Raw genomic sequence first — 14,445 nt, 5'->3', positions numbered from 1 at the left:
GGGTCGTGCCCGTCGGTTCCTGGGCGGGTGACGGATCGGTCACGGTCGTGCTCCTCGTCGGTTGCGGTGGGACGTGCGCGGGGTCGCGGAGTGCGGGGTGGTGGGGTGTGCGTCGGGGGCGCCGGTCGCGGTGCGGACGGCACGCTCCAGCTCGTCGAGTGCCGCAGCGCCGTCGACGAGCGCCCGGTCGTCGGTGGTCGGGCCCCCGACCAGGACGGCTCCGACGGCGGCGTCGGGGCGGCCGGTCACGCGGGCCGCGGAACGGACCACCTCGTCGACGTGGGTGTCGCGGGGGAGTCCGAGCCGCTGCCCGATCCGGCGCAGTGCCGCGAGCCGCAGGGTGTCGAGCGCGTGGGTGCGGTCGCGGGTCCTGGCGTACAGGCGTGCGCGCCCCTCGGTCGTTTCGGCCGCACGGACGACGACGGGCATCCGCTCGACGACGAGCGGCCCGAGCCGACGCCCCCGCCAGACACCGGCCGCGACCGCGACGAGGCCGAGCAGCAGCAGGGCGCCGGGCACCCACCGCGGGGCGAGCGAACCGATCGTGGGCGCGGCGTCGGCCGAGGTCCGGGTCGGCGTGTACCAGACGAGCCGGTCGCCGGACCCGAGCAGCTCGAGCGCGAAGGCGGCGTTGCCGGCGGTCGTGATCGTGTCGTTCCGCAGCGCGCCGGTCGTGCCGACCAGGGTGACGTCCCCGCCGGGGGTGGCGGTTCGGACGATCCCGGCGACGCGGTCGTCCCCGCTGCCGGTCGTGACGCAGAGGTCGGTGCCGCGCCCCACCGGGCCGTCCGTCGACGGACGGTAGCCCTGACCGGTCACGGTGAGACGTCCTGCGGCGGCCACGGCCGGGACGGCACAGCCGGACGTCGGGACGGTGCCGTCCCCGAGGACGGGCCCGGCCGCGACGACGTCGAGGCCCAGGGCGTCGAGCGCGGCCCGGTCGGTGGAGAGCAGGACGACGTGCTCGGCCGAGCGACCGAGGCGACGCGCGACCCCGGCGTCGAGGGCGCCGGCCGAGTCGTCGACGAGGACCGTCGCGCCGTCGAGGGCGGCCCGGTCGAGGCCGTCCACCCGGTCCACGACGTCCACCCTGGTACCTCGCTGCTCGAGCACGCGCACGAGTGCCCGCGCTCCGCTCGCCGTCGTCGACCCGGGGTCGAGCGGCTCGCGGGTCCGGGCGGTGGTGGACTGCACCGCGGCCGTGAGTCCCGCGAGCAGCAGGCCCACGAGGACGATGACGACCCAGAAGCCCACCCGGCCGGCACGTCCGGGGGAGCGGACGACACCGGTCGCGGCCGGGGCGGCGCTCACGTCGGCACCGCCGGCGCGGTCGCGGGACGGGCGGTGCGGACGGACGCCTCGGTCTCGAGGACCGAGCGCGCGGCGGTCTCGTCGGCCTCGGCGCCGAGGTAGCGGACGGCGTCGAACGAGCCCGCCGCCAGGTCGATCCGGTCCGCGTGCTCCGGGAACCACGGCGCTGCACGCCCGGCGACGGCACGGGCGGTCGCACCGGGGACCTCGCGGACGAGGTCGCGTTCGGCGAGCCCGCGGGCGAGGGCACGGTAGCCGTCCAGCACCGCGGCGGACCAGTCGCCCGCGCGCAGGGCGGACCGTGCGGTGTCGCCGAGCTCACGGGCGGACCGCAGGTCGTCGCCGTCGAAGACGCTCCCGTCGTCCGACCGTGCGGTGCGGGCCCGGCGGTGCGGCAGCCCGCGCGCGACGACCACGACGACCACCACCGCCACGAGCACGACGACGGCGATCCAGAGCACGGTCGTCCCGAGCGCCGGGGAGTCCAGCCCGCCGCCCGGGCGGAAGGACCCGAGCCACTCGAGCAGGTGCCGGGACGCCCGGTCCCACCACGTCGCGCGCGCACCGTCGTAGTCGGCACGGTCGAGCTCGCGTTCGAGCAGCCGACGCGCGTCGTCCGGGCTGATCGTCACGAGCCGCCCGGCCACGGCTGCTGTCCGGGCCACTGCTGCTGCTGTCCGGGCCACTGCTGCGTCGGCCAGGCCGACCCGGGGCCGGGCTGTCCCGGCCACGGGGCACGGGGGACCGCGGGTGCCGGTGCGAACGGGTCCGCCGGCGCTCCGGTCTCCAGGTGCGCTGCGATGCGCTGGTCGAGCGCCTCGGTCCGGATGCGGCGGTCGACGGCCAGGAGGGTCAGGACCGAGGCGCTCAGCACGTCGGTGACGCACTGCACGGCGATCGACAACAGCGCGCCGAGGACGATGGCCACGACGGCCCCGGCGCCGACGCCCGCTGCCGTGCCGGTCTGCCCGAGCGGGTCGAAGGCACCGATCGCCAGCGCCGTGCCGAAGGAGAGCGGGATCGAGGCGATCGACCCCGCGACCCCGAAGGCGACCTGCACCAGCAGGACGATGCCGAAGGTGCGCCAGAACGCCCCGCGGGTGAGCCGCCACGACTGCGCGGCGGCGGAGAACACGCCCCGGCCCTCGAGGGCGATCGTCGGGACGGTGAAGGCGAACCGCGTGCCCAGCCAGGCGATCACGACGAGGGCGCCGATCGCGAACAGGAAGAACGCGCCGATGAACCCGCCGATGCCGGCGCGACCCGCGGTCAGGCTCACGGCCATGCCGACGGCGATGCCGCCGAAGACCGCTGCGAGGACGAGCCCCGCGGCGAGCTGCAGCAGGATCCACGCGACGACCGGCCACCGCCGACCGGCGAGGAGTGCCCAGAGCCCGCCGAAGCTGGCGCGCCGCCCGAGGATCCGCTGCCCGGTGTCCGCCGCGACCGGGGCGACGAGGAACGCCCGGCCCAGGTAGGCCAGGAACGGCAGCCCGACCGAGAGCACGAGGAAGAGCGTCACGGTACCGGCGACGACGTCCCCGGCGCCGCTCCCGCCGGTCTCGACCGCCGACGACAACCGCGTCTGGAGCGACTGCTGGCTGAAGGTGCTCGCCAGGGTGGCGAGGAGTCCGAGCACACCGCTGAGGAGCAGGCTCCAGAGGAGCAGGACACGCGGGTTCCGACGGAACACCGTGAAGGCCCCGGCGAGCACGTCCCCGAGGCCGAGCGGTCGGAGCGGGACGACCGGCCGCTGCGGTGCGGGAGCGGGACGCCCCGGACCGGACTGCTGCTGCCACCCCTGCTGACCCGGCCACCCCTGCTGACCCGGCCACGGCTGCTGACCCGACCACCTGTCGGCCGAGGGCTGCCCCGCAGGGTGGGACGGGCCTCCCGTCCGGTCGTCGCCCCCACCGGAACCCGGAACCTGCCAGTCGGCCATCGCCGCCCCCTCGATCATGCGCAGCCGCGCAGCGGAACGCGCGACCACCCCATCATGTCGCACGAACCCCGCTCGACGGGTGCTCGGCTATCGTGACCCGTGGGTGCCGGTCCGGTACCTCCCGCCCGTCACCCGGAGTCCACGCACATGACACCGCGCATCCTCGTCGTCGACGACGACCAGGCCCTCGCCGAGATGATCGGCATCGTCCTCCGCTCCGAGGGCTACGAGCCGGCGTTCAGCGCCGACGGTAACGACGCCGTCGAGACGTTCCACAGCACGAAGCCCGACCTCGTGCTGCTCGACGTCATGCTGCCGGGGATCGACGGCATCGAGGTCTGCAAGCGGATCCGCGCCGACAGCGGTACCCCGATCATCATGCTGACCGCGAAGGGCGACACCGCCGACGTCGTCGCCGGCCTCGAGAACGGCGCCGACGACTACGTCGTGAAGCCGTTCAACCCGAAGGAGCTCGTCGCGCGCATCAAGACGCGACTGCGTCCGACGGCCGGCGACGCCTCGGTGCTGCACGCGGGCGACCTGACCGTCGACGTCGCCGCGCACGAGGTCCGTCGCGGCGAGACGGTGATCGCGCTCACGCCGCTGGAGTTCGACCTGCTCCGGGCGCTCGCCGAGAAGCCGAACCAGGTGTTCACGCGGGAGATGCTCCTCGACCAGGTCTGGGGCTACCACTACAAGGCGGACACCCGGCTCGTGAACGTCCACGTGCAGCGTCTCCGCGCGAAGATCGAGCACGACCCGGACAACCCGAAGATCGTCACGACCGTGCGCGGTGTCGGCTACCGGGCCGGAGGAGCCTGAGCACCGTGCCGTCGGCGTCGTCGGACACCAGCACCAACGGCCCGGACGTCGGGGCCAGCCGGCCCGGCGATCCGTCTGACGGCCGTCCGTCGGCGCGACCTCCGTCCGGCCAGCGGTGGCCCGGGCGCCGCCCGTCCGGACGCGCCGCCCGGCTCCGGCGTCGGCTCCGCCGCTGGGTCCGCCGCGGCTGGTACGCCGTCGCGTGGCTGTGGCGCCGCTCGCTCATGGTGCGCAGCGTCGCGATCACCGTCGCGACCACCGGCCTCGCGGTCGCGGTGATCGGCACCGCGGTCATGATCAGCATCTCGAACAACGTCTACGCGCAGCGTCGCGACCAGATCGAGTCCGAGTCGGCCCGAGCGACGATCGTCGCGCAGGGCATCTTCGACGCCGCCACCGCGGCCGAGGACAACAACCAGACCGAGCTCGAGACCCTGCAGAGCGAGGCGCAGCAGGCGATCCTGTCGAACACGACGAGCCCGGGCGGCACGAGCATCGCCATCGAGCGGACGCCGGGGCAGTCGACGCCGCAGACGCTGCAGAACCTGGCGAGCCAGGACTTCCCGGACGCCGTCATCACCGACGCGCTGCGACGCGAGGTCGCGAAGGACACCGGTCGGCTGAGCCTGCAGCCCGTGCAGCTCGACGACGGCGGCCGGCGCGAACCGGGCCTGGCGGTCGGGTCCGTCCTGCAGGTCCCCAGCGCCGGGCAGTACGAGCTCTACATCGTGTACGACCTGTCCGACGCGCAGCAGACCCTCGACTTCGTGTCGCAGACGCTCTCCGTCGGCGGCGTCGCCCTCATCGTCCTCATCGCGCTCGTCACCTCGCTCGTGGTGCGGCTCGTCGTCGTGCCCATCCGCGGCGCTGCGGAGACCAGCCGCAAGATCGCCGCCGGACGACTCGACGAACGCATCCCGGTCCGCGGTCACGACGACATCGCGATCCTGGCGCGCAGCTTCAACGACATGGCGGACGCGGTCAGCCGGCAGATCACCCAGCTGGCCGAGCTCTCCCGCGTGCAGCAGCGCTTCGTGTCCGACGTCTCCCACGAGCTCCGCACGCCCCTGACCACCATCCGTCTCGCCGGCGACATGCTCTACGACTCCCGACACGCCTTCGAACCGTCGGTGGGTCGCTCCGCCGAGCTCCTGCACGCGCAGGTCGAGCGCTTCGAGCTGCTGCTCGCCGACCTGCTCGAGATCTCGCGCTACGACGCCCAGGCCGTGCAGCTCGACACCGAGCCGGTCGTACCCGCGGCGCTCGCCGCCGACATCGTCGAGGAGTTCCAGCCGCTCGCCGACCGCGCCGGCGTCGACCTGCAGCTCGTCACCCCCGGCGGCCACACCACGATGCAGCTCGACGCGAAGCGCATCCGTCGGATCCTGCGCAACCTCGTCGGCAACGCGATCGAGCACGGTGACGCGAAGCCGGTCCAGGTCGTCGTCGACAGCGACTCCCGCTCCGTCGCCATCGCCGTGCGCGACCAGGGCGTCGGCATGCCCCCGGAGGACGCCGCCCGGGTCTTCGACCGGTTCTGGCGGGCCGACCCGAGCCGCAAGCGCACCATCGGCGGCACGGGGCTCGGGCTCGCGATCTCGCTCGGCGACGCCAACCTGCACGGCGGTCGGATCGACGTCTGGTCGCGCCCGGGCGAGGGCTCGACGTTCGTGCTGACGCTGCCGCGCGGCGAGGCGCTCGGCACGGCGACGTCGGCGATCCCGCTGCCCGAGCTCGACGAGACCTACGACGGACCACGCGCCGTCCGGGAGGACCGCTGATGCGTGCACGACTCCGGACCCTGGTGGCGACGACGCTCGCGGCCCTGACGGTCGTCGCCCTGACGGCGTGCGCGGCGATCCCGACCGGCGGCGGCGTGCGCACCGGGCAGTCGGTGAAGGACGAGGCGATCTCCGGCTTCGAACTCCGCCCGGACCGACCGGTCGCCGGCGCGGACCAGACCGCGATCCTGCGCGGCTTCGTCGCAGCCGGCACCGGTGCGCAGGACGACTACGGCACCGCACGCGAGTTCCTCGCGAAGGGCTTCGCCGAGAAGTGGAACCCCCGCCGCGGCGTCACCGTCCTGCAGGGGAGCGGCGCGATCGAGCGCGTCGCCGACCGCGAGCTCACCTACACGCTGACCGCCAGCGCGACCGTCGACGCCGACGGCGAGTACACCCAGGCGGTCCGGCCGACGACGTCGACCCTGACCTTCCAGTTCGTCCGCGAGGACGGCGAGTGGCGCATCGCCTACGCCCCCGACGGCATCATCCTCACCCCGGTCAGCTTCGAGTCGCAGTTCCAGCAGCACGCGCTCTACTTCTTCGACCCGACGTACCGGTACCTGGTGCCGGACGAGCGGTGGTTCCTCGCCCGGTCGTCCACGAGCACGCGCATCGCGAGCGCGCTGCTCGCCGGACCGTCCGACTGGCTCAAGGGCGCGGTGGTCTCGGCCTTCCCCGAGGGCACGCAGCTCTCGCTCAACGCGGTGACGATCGAGAACGGCTCCGCCCTCGTCGACCTGTCGAGCGACGCCCTGCGTGCGAGCAACGACGACCGGGTGCGGATGCGCGAGCAGCTCACCCGGTCCCTCGCGTCGGTCGCCTCGGTGTCGTCGGTCTCGATCACGAACGAGGGGGCGCCGTTCGCCGTGCCGGAGCAGCAGGGCACGCAGGCGCGGCTCAACCCCGACGTCGACCCGCGCCCCCTCGTCGACCACGACGACGAGGTCGGGTACGCGACGACCAACGGTCGGGTCGCCGGACTCGGCGGCGACACGAGCACGACCATCGCCGCCCTCGACCCCCGGTCGTTCTCGCTCTCGGGCTCCGGCACGGTCGCCGCGGTCGGCAACGCCAGCGGTGTGGTCGTGGTCCGCGGCCGGGACGCGTTGCGCATCGACGCGACCCAGGGACTCGTCCCGCCCACCCTCGACGACCTCGGGTTCGTCTGGGTCGGACAGGGCGGCGACACCGGCAGGGTGACCGCCTACGGACTCGGTGGGGACCCGCACCCGATCGCCACGACGCTGCCGCTGGGCAACCTCGTGTCCTTCCAGGTGTCCCGCGACTCCACCCGGGCCCTCGCGCTCATCGAGACGTCGGACGGGCCGGCGCTCTACGTGATGGCGATCGTCCGGAGCGGTGACCGCACGCCCACCGGGCTCGGGTCGCCCGTCCGCGTGCAGGCAGCCACCGGCGACGCCGTCGGTGCGGCGTGGGTGAACGACAGCGACGTGGTGTCGGTCGGCCAGACGGACACCGGCCCCGAGGTCGTCCGGTCGACGGTCGGCGGCCAGTCGACGACGCTGCCGAAGCCGGACGGGACCGCCGTGTCGGTCACCGGCGGCAGCGGGGGCTCGGTGCTGCTCCGGATGTCGGACGGGACGGTCCTGCAGTCCACGGGTGGTCGCTGGGACACCACGGGCGTCACCGCGGACGTGCTCGGCACGCAGCGTTGACCGCAGCCGTCCCTGCACAGGCGGCACGGCCTGGAGGCGCGTCCACCGTCCGCCTCGTCGGCCCACCCGGTCCGACGATCCGTCCCCACGATGGACGCATGTCCTCGACGAACTCCCGTCCCCGGCGCACCGGCGCCCCGGCCGGTGCCTGGGCGGACGCCGTCCTCGCCCTGCTCGGACTCGTGCTCCCGGTGACGTGTCCCGGGTGCGGCGCTCCTGACCGCGCGGTGTGCCTGCCCTGCCGTGACGCCCTCGACGCGGAGCCGCTGCGACGACGCCTCGTCGCCGGGGTCCGGCTCGACGCGGCCTTCGCCTACCGGGACACGGTCCGGGCACTCGTCCTCGAACTGAAGCTGCGTGGCCGGACCGACCTCGTGCCGGTGCTCGCGCCCCGCTTCGGCGCGCTCGTCGACCGCGCGCTGGCCGACGTCCCGGGCGCGCTGCTCGTCCGGGTGCCGCCGTCGAGGACCGGCGCCCGGCGTCGTGGGTTCGACCCGGTCGTCCTGCTGCTGCGCCGGGCGCACGCGGCACGACGGCGCTCCTGCCGTGCGCCGCGGGGTGCGCTCCGGCGGGACCGCCGGCCGTGTCGGGGAACGAGAGGGCCGTACTCGTCCGGCACCCCGGCCGCCCACGGGCAGAAGGGACGGACCGCACTCGAACGGGTCGAGGCCACGGTGGGGACCCTCCGCGCCGCGCACGTGGCGGGCCGCGACGTGGTGGTGGTCGACGACGTCGTGACGACGGGCGTCACCATGGCCGAGGCGGTGCGCGCGGTCCGGGCGGCCGGGGGTCGGGTGGTGCGGTGCGTGGCGCTCGCCGAGGTCGAGGAGTGACTGCCCGCCGCGGCCCGCGGCCCGCGGCCTGCCGCCGGGTCGCCGTGTGGACGCCGGGTGTCCGGACGGTGACGGCTGAGCATCCGGTGGGTGTCCGGTCGGATCCGCCGGTCGGCCGTGACGCCACCTCGTCGCGGGGTCTAGCCTCGCGGCAAGGCGTTCGGGATCGCCGGATGGAGGCGACGCGCCGAAGTACGGATGGGAGCCGCCACATGGACGTGACGATCACGGGCCGGAACGTCGGGGTCACCGATCGATTCCGCACCTACGTGGAACAGAAGTCCGAGAAGATCGACGTGCTCGCCGACCGCGCCCTCGCCTTCGAGGTGCGCCTCAGCCGCCACAACGAGAAGTCCGGGGGCTCCGGGGGTGAGGACCGCGTCGAGCTCACCCTGATCGGTCCCGGGCCACTGGTGCGGGCCGAGTCCGCCGCGTCGGACAAGTACGCGGCGTTCGACCTGGCGTTCGCCCGCATCACCGAGCGTCTGCGCCGTGCGCGCGACCGCCGCAAGGTGCACCGGGGACGCCACCGCCCGACCTCGGTGGCCGAGGCCGCCGGGACCGGGTTCGAGCACATGGGCGTGACACCGGCCGACGGACGGCTCATCGAGACCGTCGCGACCGGCGCCGTCCCCGTGGTGGAGGAATCGCACGACGACGACGCCGAGGTCTACTCGCCGGTGGTGATCCGCCACAAGGTCTTCGCCGAGGCCCCGATGACCGTCGACGACGCGCTCTACCGCATGGAGCTCGTCGGGCACGACTTCTACCTGTTCGTCGACGCCGAGACCCGACGCCCGAGCGTCGTGTACCGCCGCAAGGGTTGGGACTACGGCGTGATCGGCATCGACCAGGACGGCGAGACCGGCACCGACACCGGAGCCGCGACCGCCGACGACGAGCGGAGCCGCTCGGCCGCCGTCGCGTGACCGACCCCTCGGCATGACACGGGCGTGCGTGGTCTGCGGACCGCGCACGCCCGTCCGTCTCCCAGCGCACGGCTCCGCCGGGTTGCTAGCATGACTGGCTGTTCGGATCGCGCAGGTCGCGCGCGACGACCCCGTAAGGAGCTCACGTGGCAAACGTGCTGGAGAAGGTCCTCCGCATCGGCGAAGGACGCACCCTCCGACGGCTGAAGGCGTACGCCTCGGCCATCAACGACCTCGAGGACGACTTCGCGAGCCTCACCGACGAGGAGCTCCAGGACGAGACGAAGGAACTCCGCGAGCGCTACGCCAACGGGGAGTCCCTCGACGACCTCCTGCCCGAGGCGTTCGCCGCGGTCCGCGAAGCGGCCAAGCGCACCCTCGGCATGCGGCACTTCGACGTGCAGCTCATGGGTGGCGCGGCCCTGCACCTGGGCAACATCGCGGAGATGAAGACCGGTGAGGGCAAGACCCTCGTCGCGACCACCGCCGCGTACCTGAACGCGATCCCGTCGCGCGGCGTGCACGTCATCACCGTCAACGACTTCCTCGCGTCGTACCAGTCCGAGATCATGGGCCGCGTCTTCCGTGCGCTCGGCATGACCACGGGCTGCATCATCGCGAACCAGTCGCCGGCCGAGCGCCGCGAGCAGTACGCGGCGGACATCACGTACGGCACGAACAACGAGTTCGGCTTCGACTACCTGCGCGACAACATGGCGTGGCAGGCGTCGGACATGGTGCAGCGCGGCCACTACTTCGCGATCGTGGACGAGGTCGACTCGATCCTCATCGACGAGGCCCGCACGCCGCTCATCATCTCCGGTCCGTCCTCCGGCGAGGCGAACCGCTGGTTCACCGAGTTCGCGTCGATCGCCACCCGCCTGATCCCGGGCGAGGACTACGAGGTCGACGAGAAGAAGCGCACCGTCGGTGTCCTCGAGCCCGGCATCGAGAAGGTCGAGGACTACCTCGGCATCGACAACCTGTACGAGTCGGCGAACACGCCGCTGATCTCCTTCCTGAACAACTCGATCAAGGCCGTCGCCCTGTTCAAGAAGGACAAGGACTACGTCGTGATGAACGGCGAGGTGCTCATCGTCGACGAGCACACCGGCCGCATCCTGATGGGTCGTCGCTACAACGAGGGCATCCACCAGGCGATCGAGGCGAAGGAGGGCGTCGAGGTCAAGGCCGAGAACCAGACCCTCGCGACCGTCACGCTGCAGAACTACTTCCGCCTCTACCAGAAGCTCTCCGGCATGACCGGTACCGCCGAGACCGAGGCGGCCGAGTTCATGTCGACGTACAAGCTCGGCGTCGTCCCGATCCCGACGAACAAGCCGATGCAGCGCATCGACCAGACCGACCTCGTCTACAAGAACGAGAAGGCGAAGTTCGAGCAGGTCGCCGTCGACATCGCCGAGCGCCACGAGAAGGGCCAGCCCGTCCTCGTCGGCACCACGAGCGTCGAGAAGTCGGAGTACCTGTCGAAGCTCCTCGCGAAGAAGGGCGTCAAGCACGAGGTCCTCAACGCGAAGAACCACGCACGCGAGGCCGCGATCGTCGCCCAGGCAGGTCGACTCGGCGCGGTGACGGTCGCCACGAACATGGCCGGCCGCGGTACCGACATCATGCTCGGCGGCAACTCCGAGTTCCTCGCCGTGCAGGAGATGCACGACAAGGGCCTGTCCCCGACGGAGACGCCGGAGGAGTACGAGGCCGCGTGGGACGACGTCTTCGCCGCGGTCAAGAAGACCGTCGAGGAAGAGGGCGACAAGGTCCGCGAGGCCGGTGGCCTCTACGTGCTCGGCACGGAGCGGCACGAGTCCCGCCGCATCGACAATCAGCTGCGCGGCCGTTCCGGCCGCCAGGGCGACCCCGGTGAGAGCCGCTTCTACCTGTCGCTGACCGACGACCTGATGCGCCTGTTCAACTCCGGTGCCGCCGAGAGCCTGATGGGCCGCTCGAACGTGCCGGACGACATGGCGATCGAGAACAAGCTCGTCAGTCGCGCGATCCGGTCCGCCCAGGCGCAGGTCGAGGGCCGCAACGCCGAGATCCGCAAGAACGTCCTGAAGTACGACGACGTCCTCAACCGGCAGCGCGAGGCGATCTACAGCGACCGCCGCCACATCCTCGAGGGCGACGACATCAACGACCGCGCGCAGTCGTTCCTCAAGGCCGTGATCGACGACGTGATCGACACGCACACCGGCGAGGGTTCCCCGGACGACTGGGACCTCGACGCCATGTGGACCGAGCTCGGCACGCTCTACCCGATCTCGATCTCCATCGACGAGGTCATCACCGAGGCCGGGTCGAAGGGCAAGGCGACGCGTGAGTTCCTGGCGCGCGAGATCCTGTCCGACGCCAAGCTCGCCTACCAGCAGCGCGAGGAGGTCCTCGGCGACGAGGCCATGCGCGAGCTCGAGCGCCGCGTGGTCCTCTCGGTGATCGACCGTCGCTGGCGGGACCACCTGTACGAGATGGACTACCTCAAGGACGGCATCGGTCTCCGTGCGATGGCGCAGCGCGACCCGCTGGTCGAGTACCAGCGCGAGGGCTACGCGCTCTTCCAGAGCATGATGGGCCAGATCCGCGAGGAGTCGGTCGGCTACCTGTTCAACCTCGAGGTCCAGGTGCAGTCGGACGGCGACAACGCGGTCATCGAGGCGAAGGGGCTCGGGGAGTCCGAGGCGACCGGTCTCGAGTACTCGGCACCGTCGATCGACGGCGAGGTCGAGGTGCGCGACGAGCGCGGTCGCCTCGAGCAGGCCGCGACCGCACGGGCGCAGCGCGCGCAGGCCGAGGCCGAGGCCGCTGGTCCGGAGCAGGGCTCTGCGTTCGGCAACGCGGCGACCGCGTCCGGTCAGGCCGCTGCAGCGGGGAACCGGGCCGAGCGTCGTCAGGCCGCCAAGAAGGGCTGACCCACCCTCACGACGGGAGGCGCGGTGCCGGCTGGCACCGCGCCTCCCGTCCGTCTGCCCCGTCCGCCGTCGGCCGTTGGCCGGTCAGAGCACGCCGATCGCGGTCGCGCGCCAGCGCCCCTGCCGCAGCTCCAGCCGCAGCGCGACCGCGCGGGCGTGGCTGCGGGTGTGCACCACCACCGCCGCCTCGGCGACGCCCGGCGCCGGTTCGCACACCCGGACACTGCCGACCTGCAGGAGCGGACGTGCTCGGGGGCGTCGTCCGACCGACCGCGCGCGAGCCGCCACCGCAGCGCGTTGCAGGAGGTGCCGCTGCACGTCCTCGGTGATCCACCGTGCGATGCTGTCGACCTCACGCCCGCCGGTCAGGACCTCGACCACGCACAGCCCGAGCGCACGTGCGGTGTCGACGACGTCCGGTGTCGGCGGCGCGGCGGGATCGTCCGTGACCGCTGCCGCCGGCGCGGGCTCGTCGGTCGGTGCGACGCCCGTCACGGGGACGAGCGTCCTCGTGACCGGCTCCTCCTGCTCGTCGTCCGTGATCGGACGTGCTTCTCCTGCCGCCATGTCCCCTCCGGACCCGAGCGTACGGACGAGTGGAACATCTGAAATGTTCATGACTCGTGGTTGTGGAGGAGCGTCGTTCTCCACAGATCGGCGCACCTAGACTGGCCGGGTGTCGACCCTCAGTGACCTCGTCCTCGCGCAAGGCCGATCCTCGGAAGCGGACGTGGAGTGGCTCCACCTGCTCGTGGGGGACTGGCAGCTGCTCGCCGACCTCTCCTTCGCGGACATGGTCCTCTGGGTGCCGACGGCCGAGGACGGCTCGTTCGTCGCCGTCGCCCACGCACGGCCCAGCTCGGCGGCGACGCTGTTCTACCGCGACATCGTCGGGCAGGAGATGCGCGAGGAGTGGCGCGACCAGGTGACCCAGTGCTTCGCGAGCGCCACCGTCGTCGACTCGGCCGAGCCGGACTGGTACGAGGACACCCCGACCCGCGTCCGTGCGATCCCGGTGCTCCGTCGGCTGAACACGAACAGCACGGAGACGACCGACCGACCGATCGCCGTCGTCACCCGGCACTCGAACCAGGACGAGATGCGGACGCCGAGCCGCCAGGAGCTCAACTTCACCGCGAGTGCGAACGACCTGTTCGGCATGATCGCCACCGGGGACTTCCCGGACCTCGGGGCGCCGGCCGGCCCGCGGCGTGGGGCACCCCGTGCGAGCGACGGGCTGCTGCGCCTCGACACCAACGGGACCGTGACCTTCGCGAGCCCGAACGGCCTCAGCGCGTTCAACCGGATGGGCTTCGAGGGGGAGCTCGAGCGGAAGTCCCTCGCCGAGGTCACCACCGAGCTCATCGGCTCCAAGCTCGACGTCGACGAGTCCCTCCCGCTCGTCGTGACCGGACGTGCGCCGTGGCGTGCCGACGTCGAGTCGAAGGGTGTGACCGTGTCGCTCCGGTCGATCCCGCTGCGCGACCACGGTGAGCGCATCGGCGCGATCGTGCTCTGCCGCGACGTGACCGAGCTGCGCCACCAGGAGCGCGAGCTCATCACCAAGGACGCGACGATCCGCGAGATCCACCACCGCGTGAAGAACAACCTGCAGACGGTCGCGTCGCTGCTCCGGATCCAGGCCCGACGGACCCACTCCGACGAGGCCCGCACCTCGCTGCAGAACGCCATGCGCCGTGTCGCCGCGATCGCCGTCGTGCACGACACCCTGTCGACCGGTCTCAGCCAGAACGTCGACTTCGACGAGGTGTTCGACTCGGTGCTCAAGCTCGTCACCGAGGTCGCCGCGTCGCACAACACGACCGTCCGCCCGAAGAAGACCGGTGAGTTCGGCGTGCTGCCCTCCGAGGCTGCGACGCCCCTCGCCCTCGGGCTCACCGAGCTCGTCACGAACGCCGTCGAGCACGGTCTCGACGGACGTGACGGCGAGGTCGAGATCGTCGCGAACCGTGCTGACGACCACCTCGACATCGAGGTCCGCGACAACGGCGTCGGCCTGCCGGAGGGCAAGGTCGGGTCGGGGCTCGGCACGCAGATCGTCCGGACGCTGATCCAGGGCGAGCTCGGCGGGACGATCGACTGGCACACCCTCACCGGCAGCGGGACCGAGGTCACGATCACGATCCCGTTCCGCTGGCTGACCGCCGCCGGCGCCGCCTGACCCGACCCGGCGCGGCGAGCAGCGCCGCATCGAACCACG

Annotated in this window: 11 protein-coding genes; 7 read left to right on the top strand and 4 right to left on the bottom strand. The window is 72.5% G+C overall.

From position 1 onward, the window contains the following. Positions 1–39 precede the first annotated feature (39 nt). Genes ABIC52_RS14520 through ABIC52_RS14510 form a run of 3 tightly spaced genes read right to left on the bottom strand, consistent with a single transcriptional unit; the run spans position 40 to position 3,253 of the window. On the bottom strand, positions 40–1,311 hold the full coding sequence (locus ABIC52_RS14520; RefSeq protein ID WP_354027651.1) for a DUF4350 domain-containing protein: 1,272 nt from the start codon (positions 1,309–1,311) through the stop codon (positions 40–42). Further along, positions 1,308–1,976: a DUF4129 domain-containing protein gene (locus ABIC52_RS14515; RefSeq protein ID WP_209678252.1), complete on the bottom strand. Its 669-nt coding sequence runs from the start codon at positions 1,974–1,976 to the stop codon at positions 1,308–1,310. Before ABIC52_RS14515 ends, ABIC52_RS14520 begins: the two co-directional genes overlap by 4 nt. After that, positions 1,940–3,253: a glycerophosphoryl diester phosphodiesterase membrane domain-containing protein gene (locus tag ABIC52_RS14510; protein WP_161972700.1), complete on the bottom strand. Its 1,314-nt coding sequence runs from the start codon at positions 3,251–3,253 to the stop codon at positions 1,940–1,942. Before ABIC52_RS14510 ends, ABIC52_RS14515 begins: the two co-directional genes overlap by 37 nt. A 147-nt stretch (positions 3,254–3,400) precedes the next feature. Here ABIC52_RS14510 and mtrA point away from each other — a divergent pair, with 147 nt between their 5' ends. The 6 genes from mtrA to secA all read left to right on the top strand — a co-directional run bounded on the left by mtrA (position 3,401) and on the right by secA (position 12,224). After that, positions 3,401–4,075, top strand: a complete 675-nt coding sequence (gene mtrA / locus ABIC52_RS14505; RefSeq protein WP_126892696.1) for an MtrAB system response regulator MtrA — start codon at positions 3,401–3,403, stop codon at positions 4,073–4,075. Between the two features lie 206 nt (positions 4,076–4,281). Then, positions 4,282–5,856, top strand: coding sequence for an MtrAB system histidine kinase MtrB (gene mtrB, locus ABIC52_RS14500; protein WP_435526080.1), 1,575 nt, complete (start codon positions 4,282–4,284; stop codon positions 5,854–5,856). Then, the gene (locus tag ABIC52_RS14495) at positions 5,856–7,535 is read left to right on the top strand and encodes an LpqB family beta-propeller domain-containing protein (protein WP_126892454.1); all 1,680 of its coding nucleotides are present in this window, start codon (positions 5,856–5,858) and stop codon (positions 7,533–7,535) included. Before mtrB ends, ABIC52_RS14495 begins: the two co-directional genes overlap by 1 nt. 98 nt (positions 7,536–7,633) lie before the next feature. After that, on the top strand, positions 7,634–8,368 hold the full coding sequence (locus ABIC52_RS14490; protein ID WP_354027650.1) for a ComF family protein: 735 nt from the start codon (positions 7,634–7,636) through the stop codon (positions 8,366–8,368). Positions 8,369–8,580: 212 nt separating this feature from the next. Further along, positions 8,581–9,297 carry a ribosome hibernation-promoting factor, HPF/YfiA family gene (gene hpf / locus ABIC52_RS14485; RefSeq protein WP_209678244.1) on the top strand — a complete coding sequence of 239 codons (717 nt, stop codon included), beginning with the start codon at positions 8,581–8,583 and terminating at the stop codon, positions 9,295–9,297. Between the two features lie 146 nt (positions 9,298–9,443). Beyond that, entirely contained in the window at positions 9,444–12,224 is a 2,781-nt protein-coding gene (gene secA / locus ABIC52_RS14480; RefSeq protein ID WP_209824099.1) for a preprotein translocase subunit SecA, read from the top strand. Between the two features lie 84 nt (positions 12,225–12,308). On the opposite strand, the gene ABIC52_RS14475 is transcribed toward secA, so the two are convergent. Then, a complete protein-coding gene (locus ABIC52_RS14475) occupies positions 12,309–12,791 on the bottom strand; it encodes an Rv3235 family protein (protein WP_209824098.1) in 483 nt (160 codons plus the stop codon). Positions 12,792–12,900: 109 nt separating this feature from the next. Between ABIC52_RS14475 and ABIC52_RS14470 the strand changes: the two genes are divergently transcribed. Then, positions 12,901–14,406, top strand: coding sequence for a sensor histidine kinase (locus ABIC52_RS14470; protein ID WP_209678234.1), 1,506 nt, complete (start codon positions 12,901–12,903; stop codon positions 14,404–14,406). The last annotated feature ends 39 nt before the right edge of the window (positions 14,407–14,445 follow it).

This window comes from Curtobacterium oceanosedimentum (genome assembly GCF_040545555.1).
Classification (GTDB): Bacteria; Actinomycetota; Actinomycetes; order Actinomycetales; family Microbacteriaceae; genus Curtobacterium.
This window is presented reverse-complemented; position numbering and strand designations above follow the sequence as displayed.

Excerpts from the sequence above, each read along its gene's own strand:
- ABIC52_RS14495 (WP_126892454.1), top strand. The coding sequence starts at position 5,856 with ATGCGTGCACGACTCCGGACCCTGGTGGCGACGACGCTCGCGGCCCTG.
- mtrA (WP_126892696.1), top strand. The coding sequence starts at position 3,401 with ATGACACCGCGCATCCTCGTCGTCGACGACGACCAGGCCCTCGCCGAG.
- hpf (WP_209678244.1), top strand. The coding sequence starts at position 8,581 with ATGGACGTGACGATCACGGGCCGGAACGTCGGGGTCACCGATCGATTC.
- ABIC52_RS14490 (WP_354027650.1), top strand. The coding sequence starts at position 7,634 with ATGTCCTCGACGAACTCCCGTCCCCGGCGCACCGGCGCCCCGGCCGGT.
- ABIC52_RS14510 (WP_161972700.1), bottom strand. The coding sequence starts at position 3,253 with ATGGCCGACTGGCAGGTTCCGGGTTCCGGTGGGGGCGACGACCGGACG.
- ABIC52_RS14475 (WP_209824098.1), bottom strand. The coding sequence starts at position 12,791 with ATGGCGGCAGGAGAAGCACGTCCGATCACGGACGACGAGCAGGAGGAG.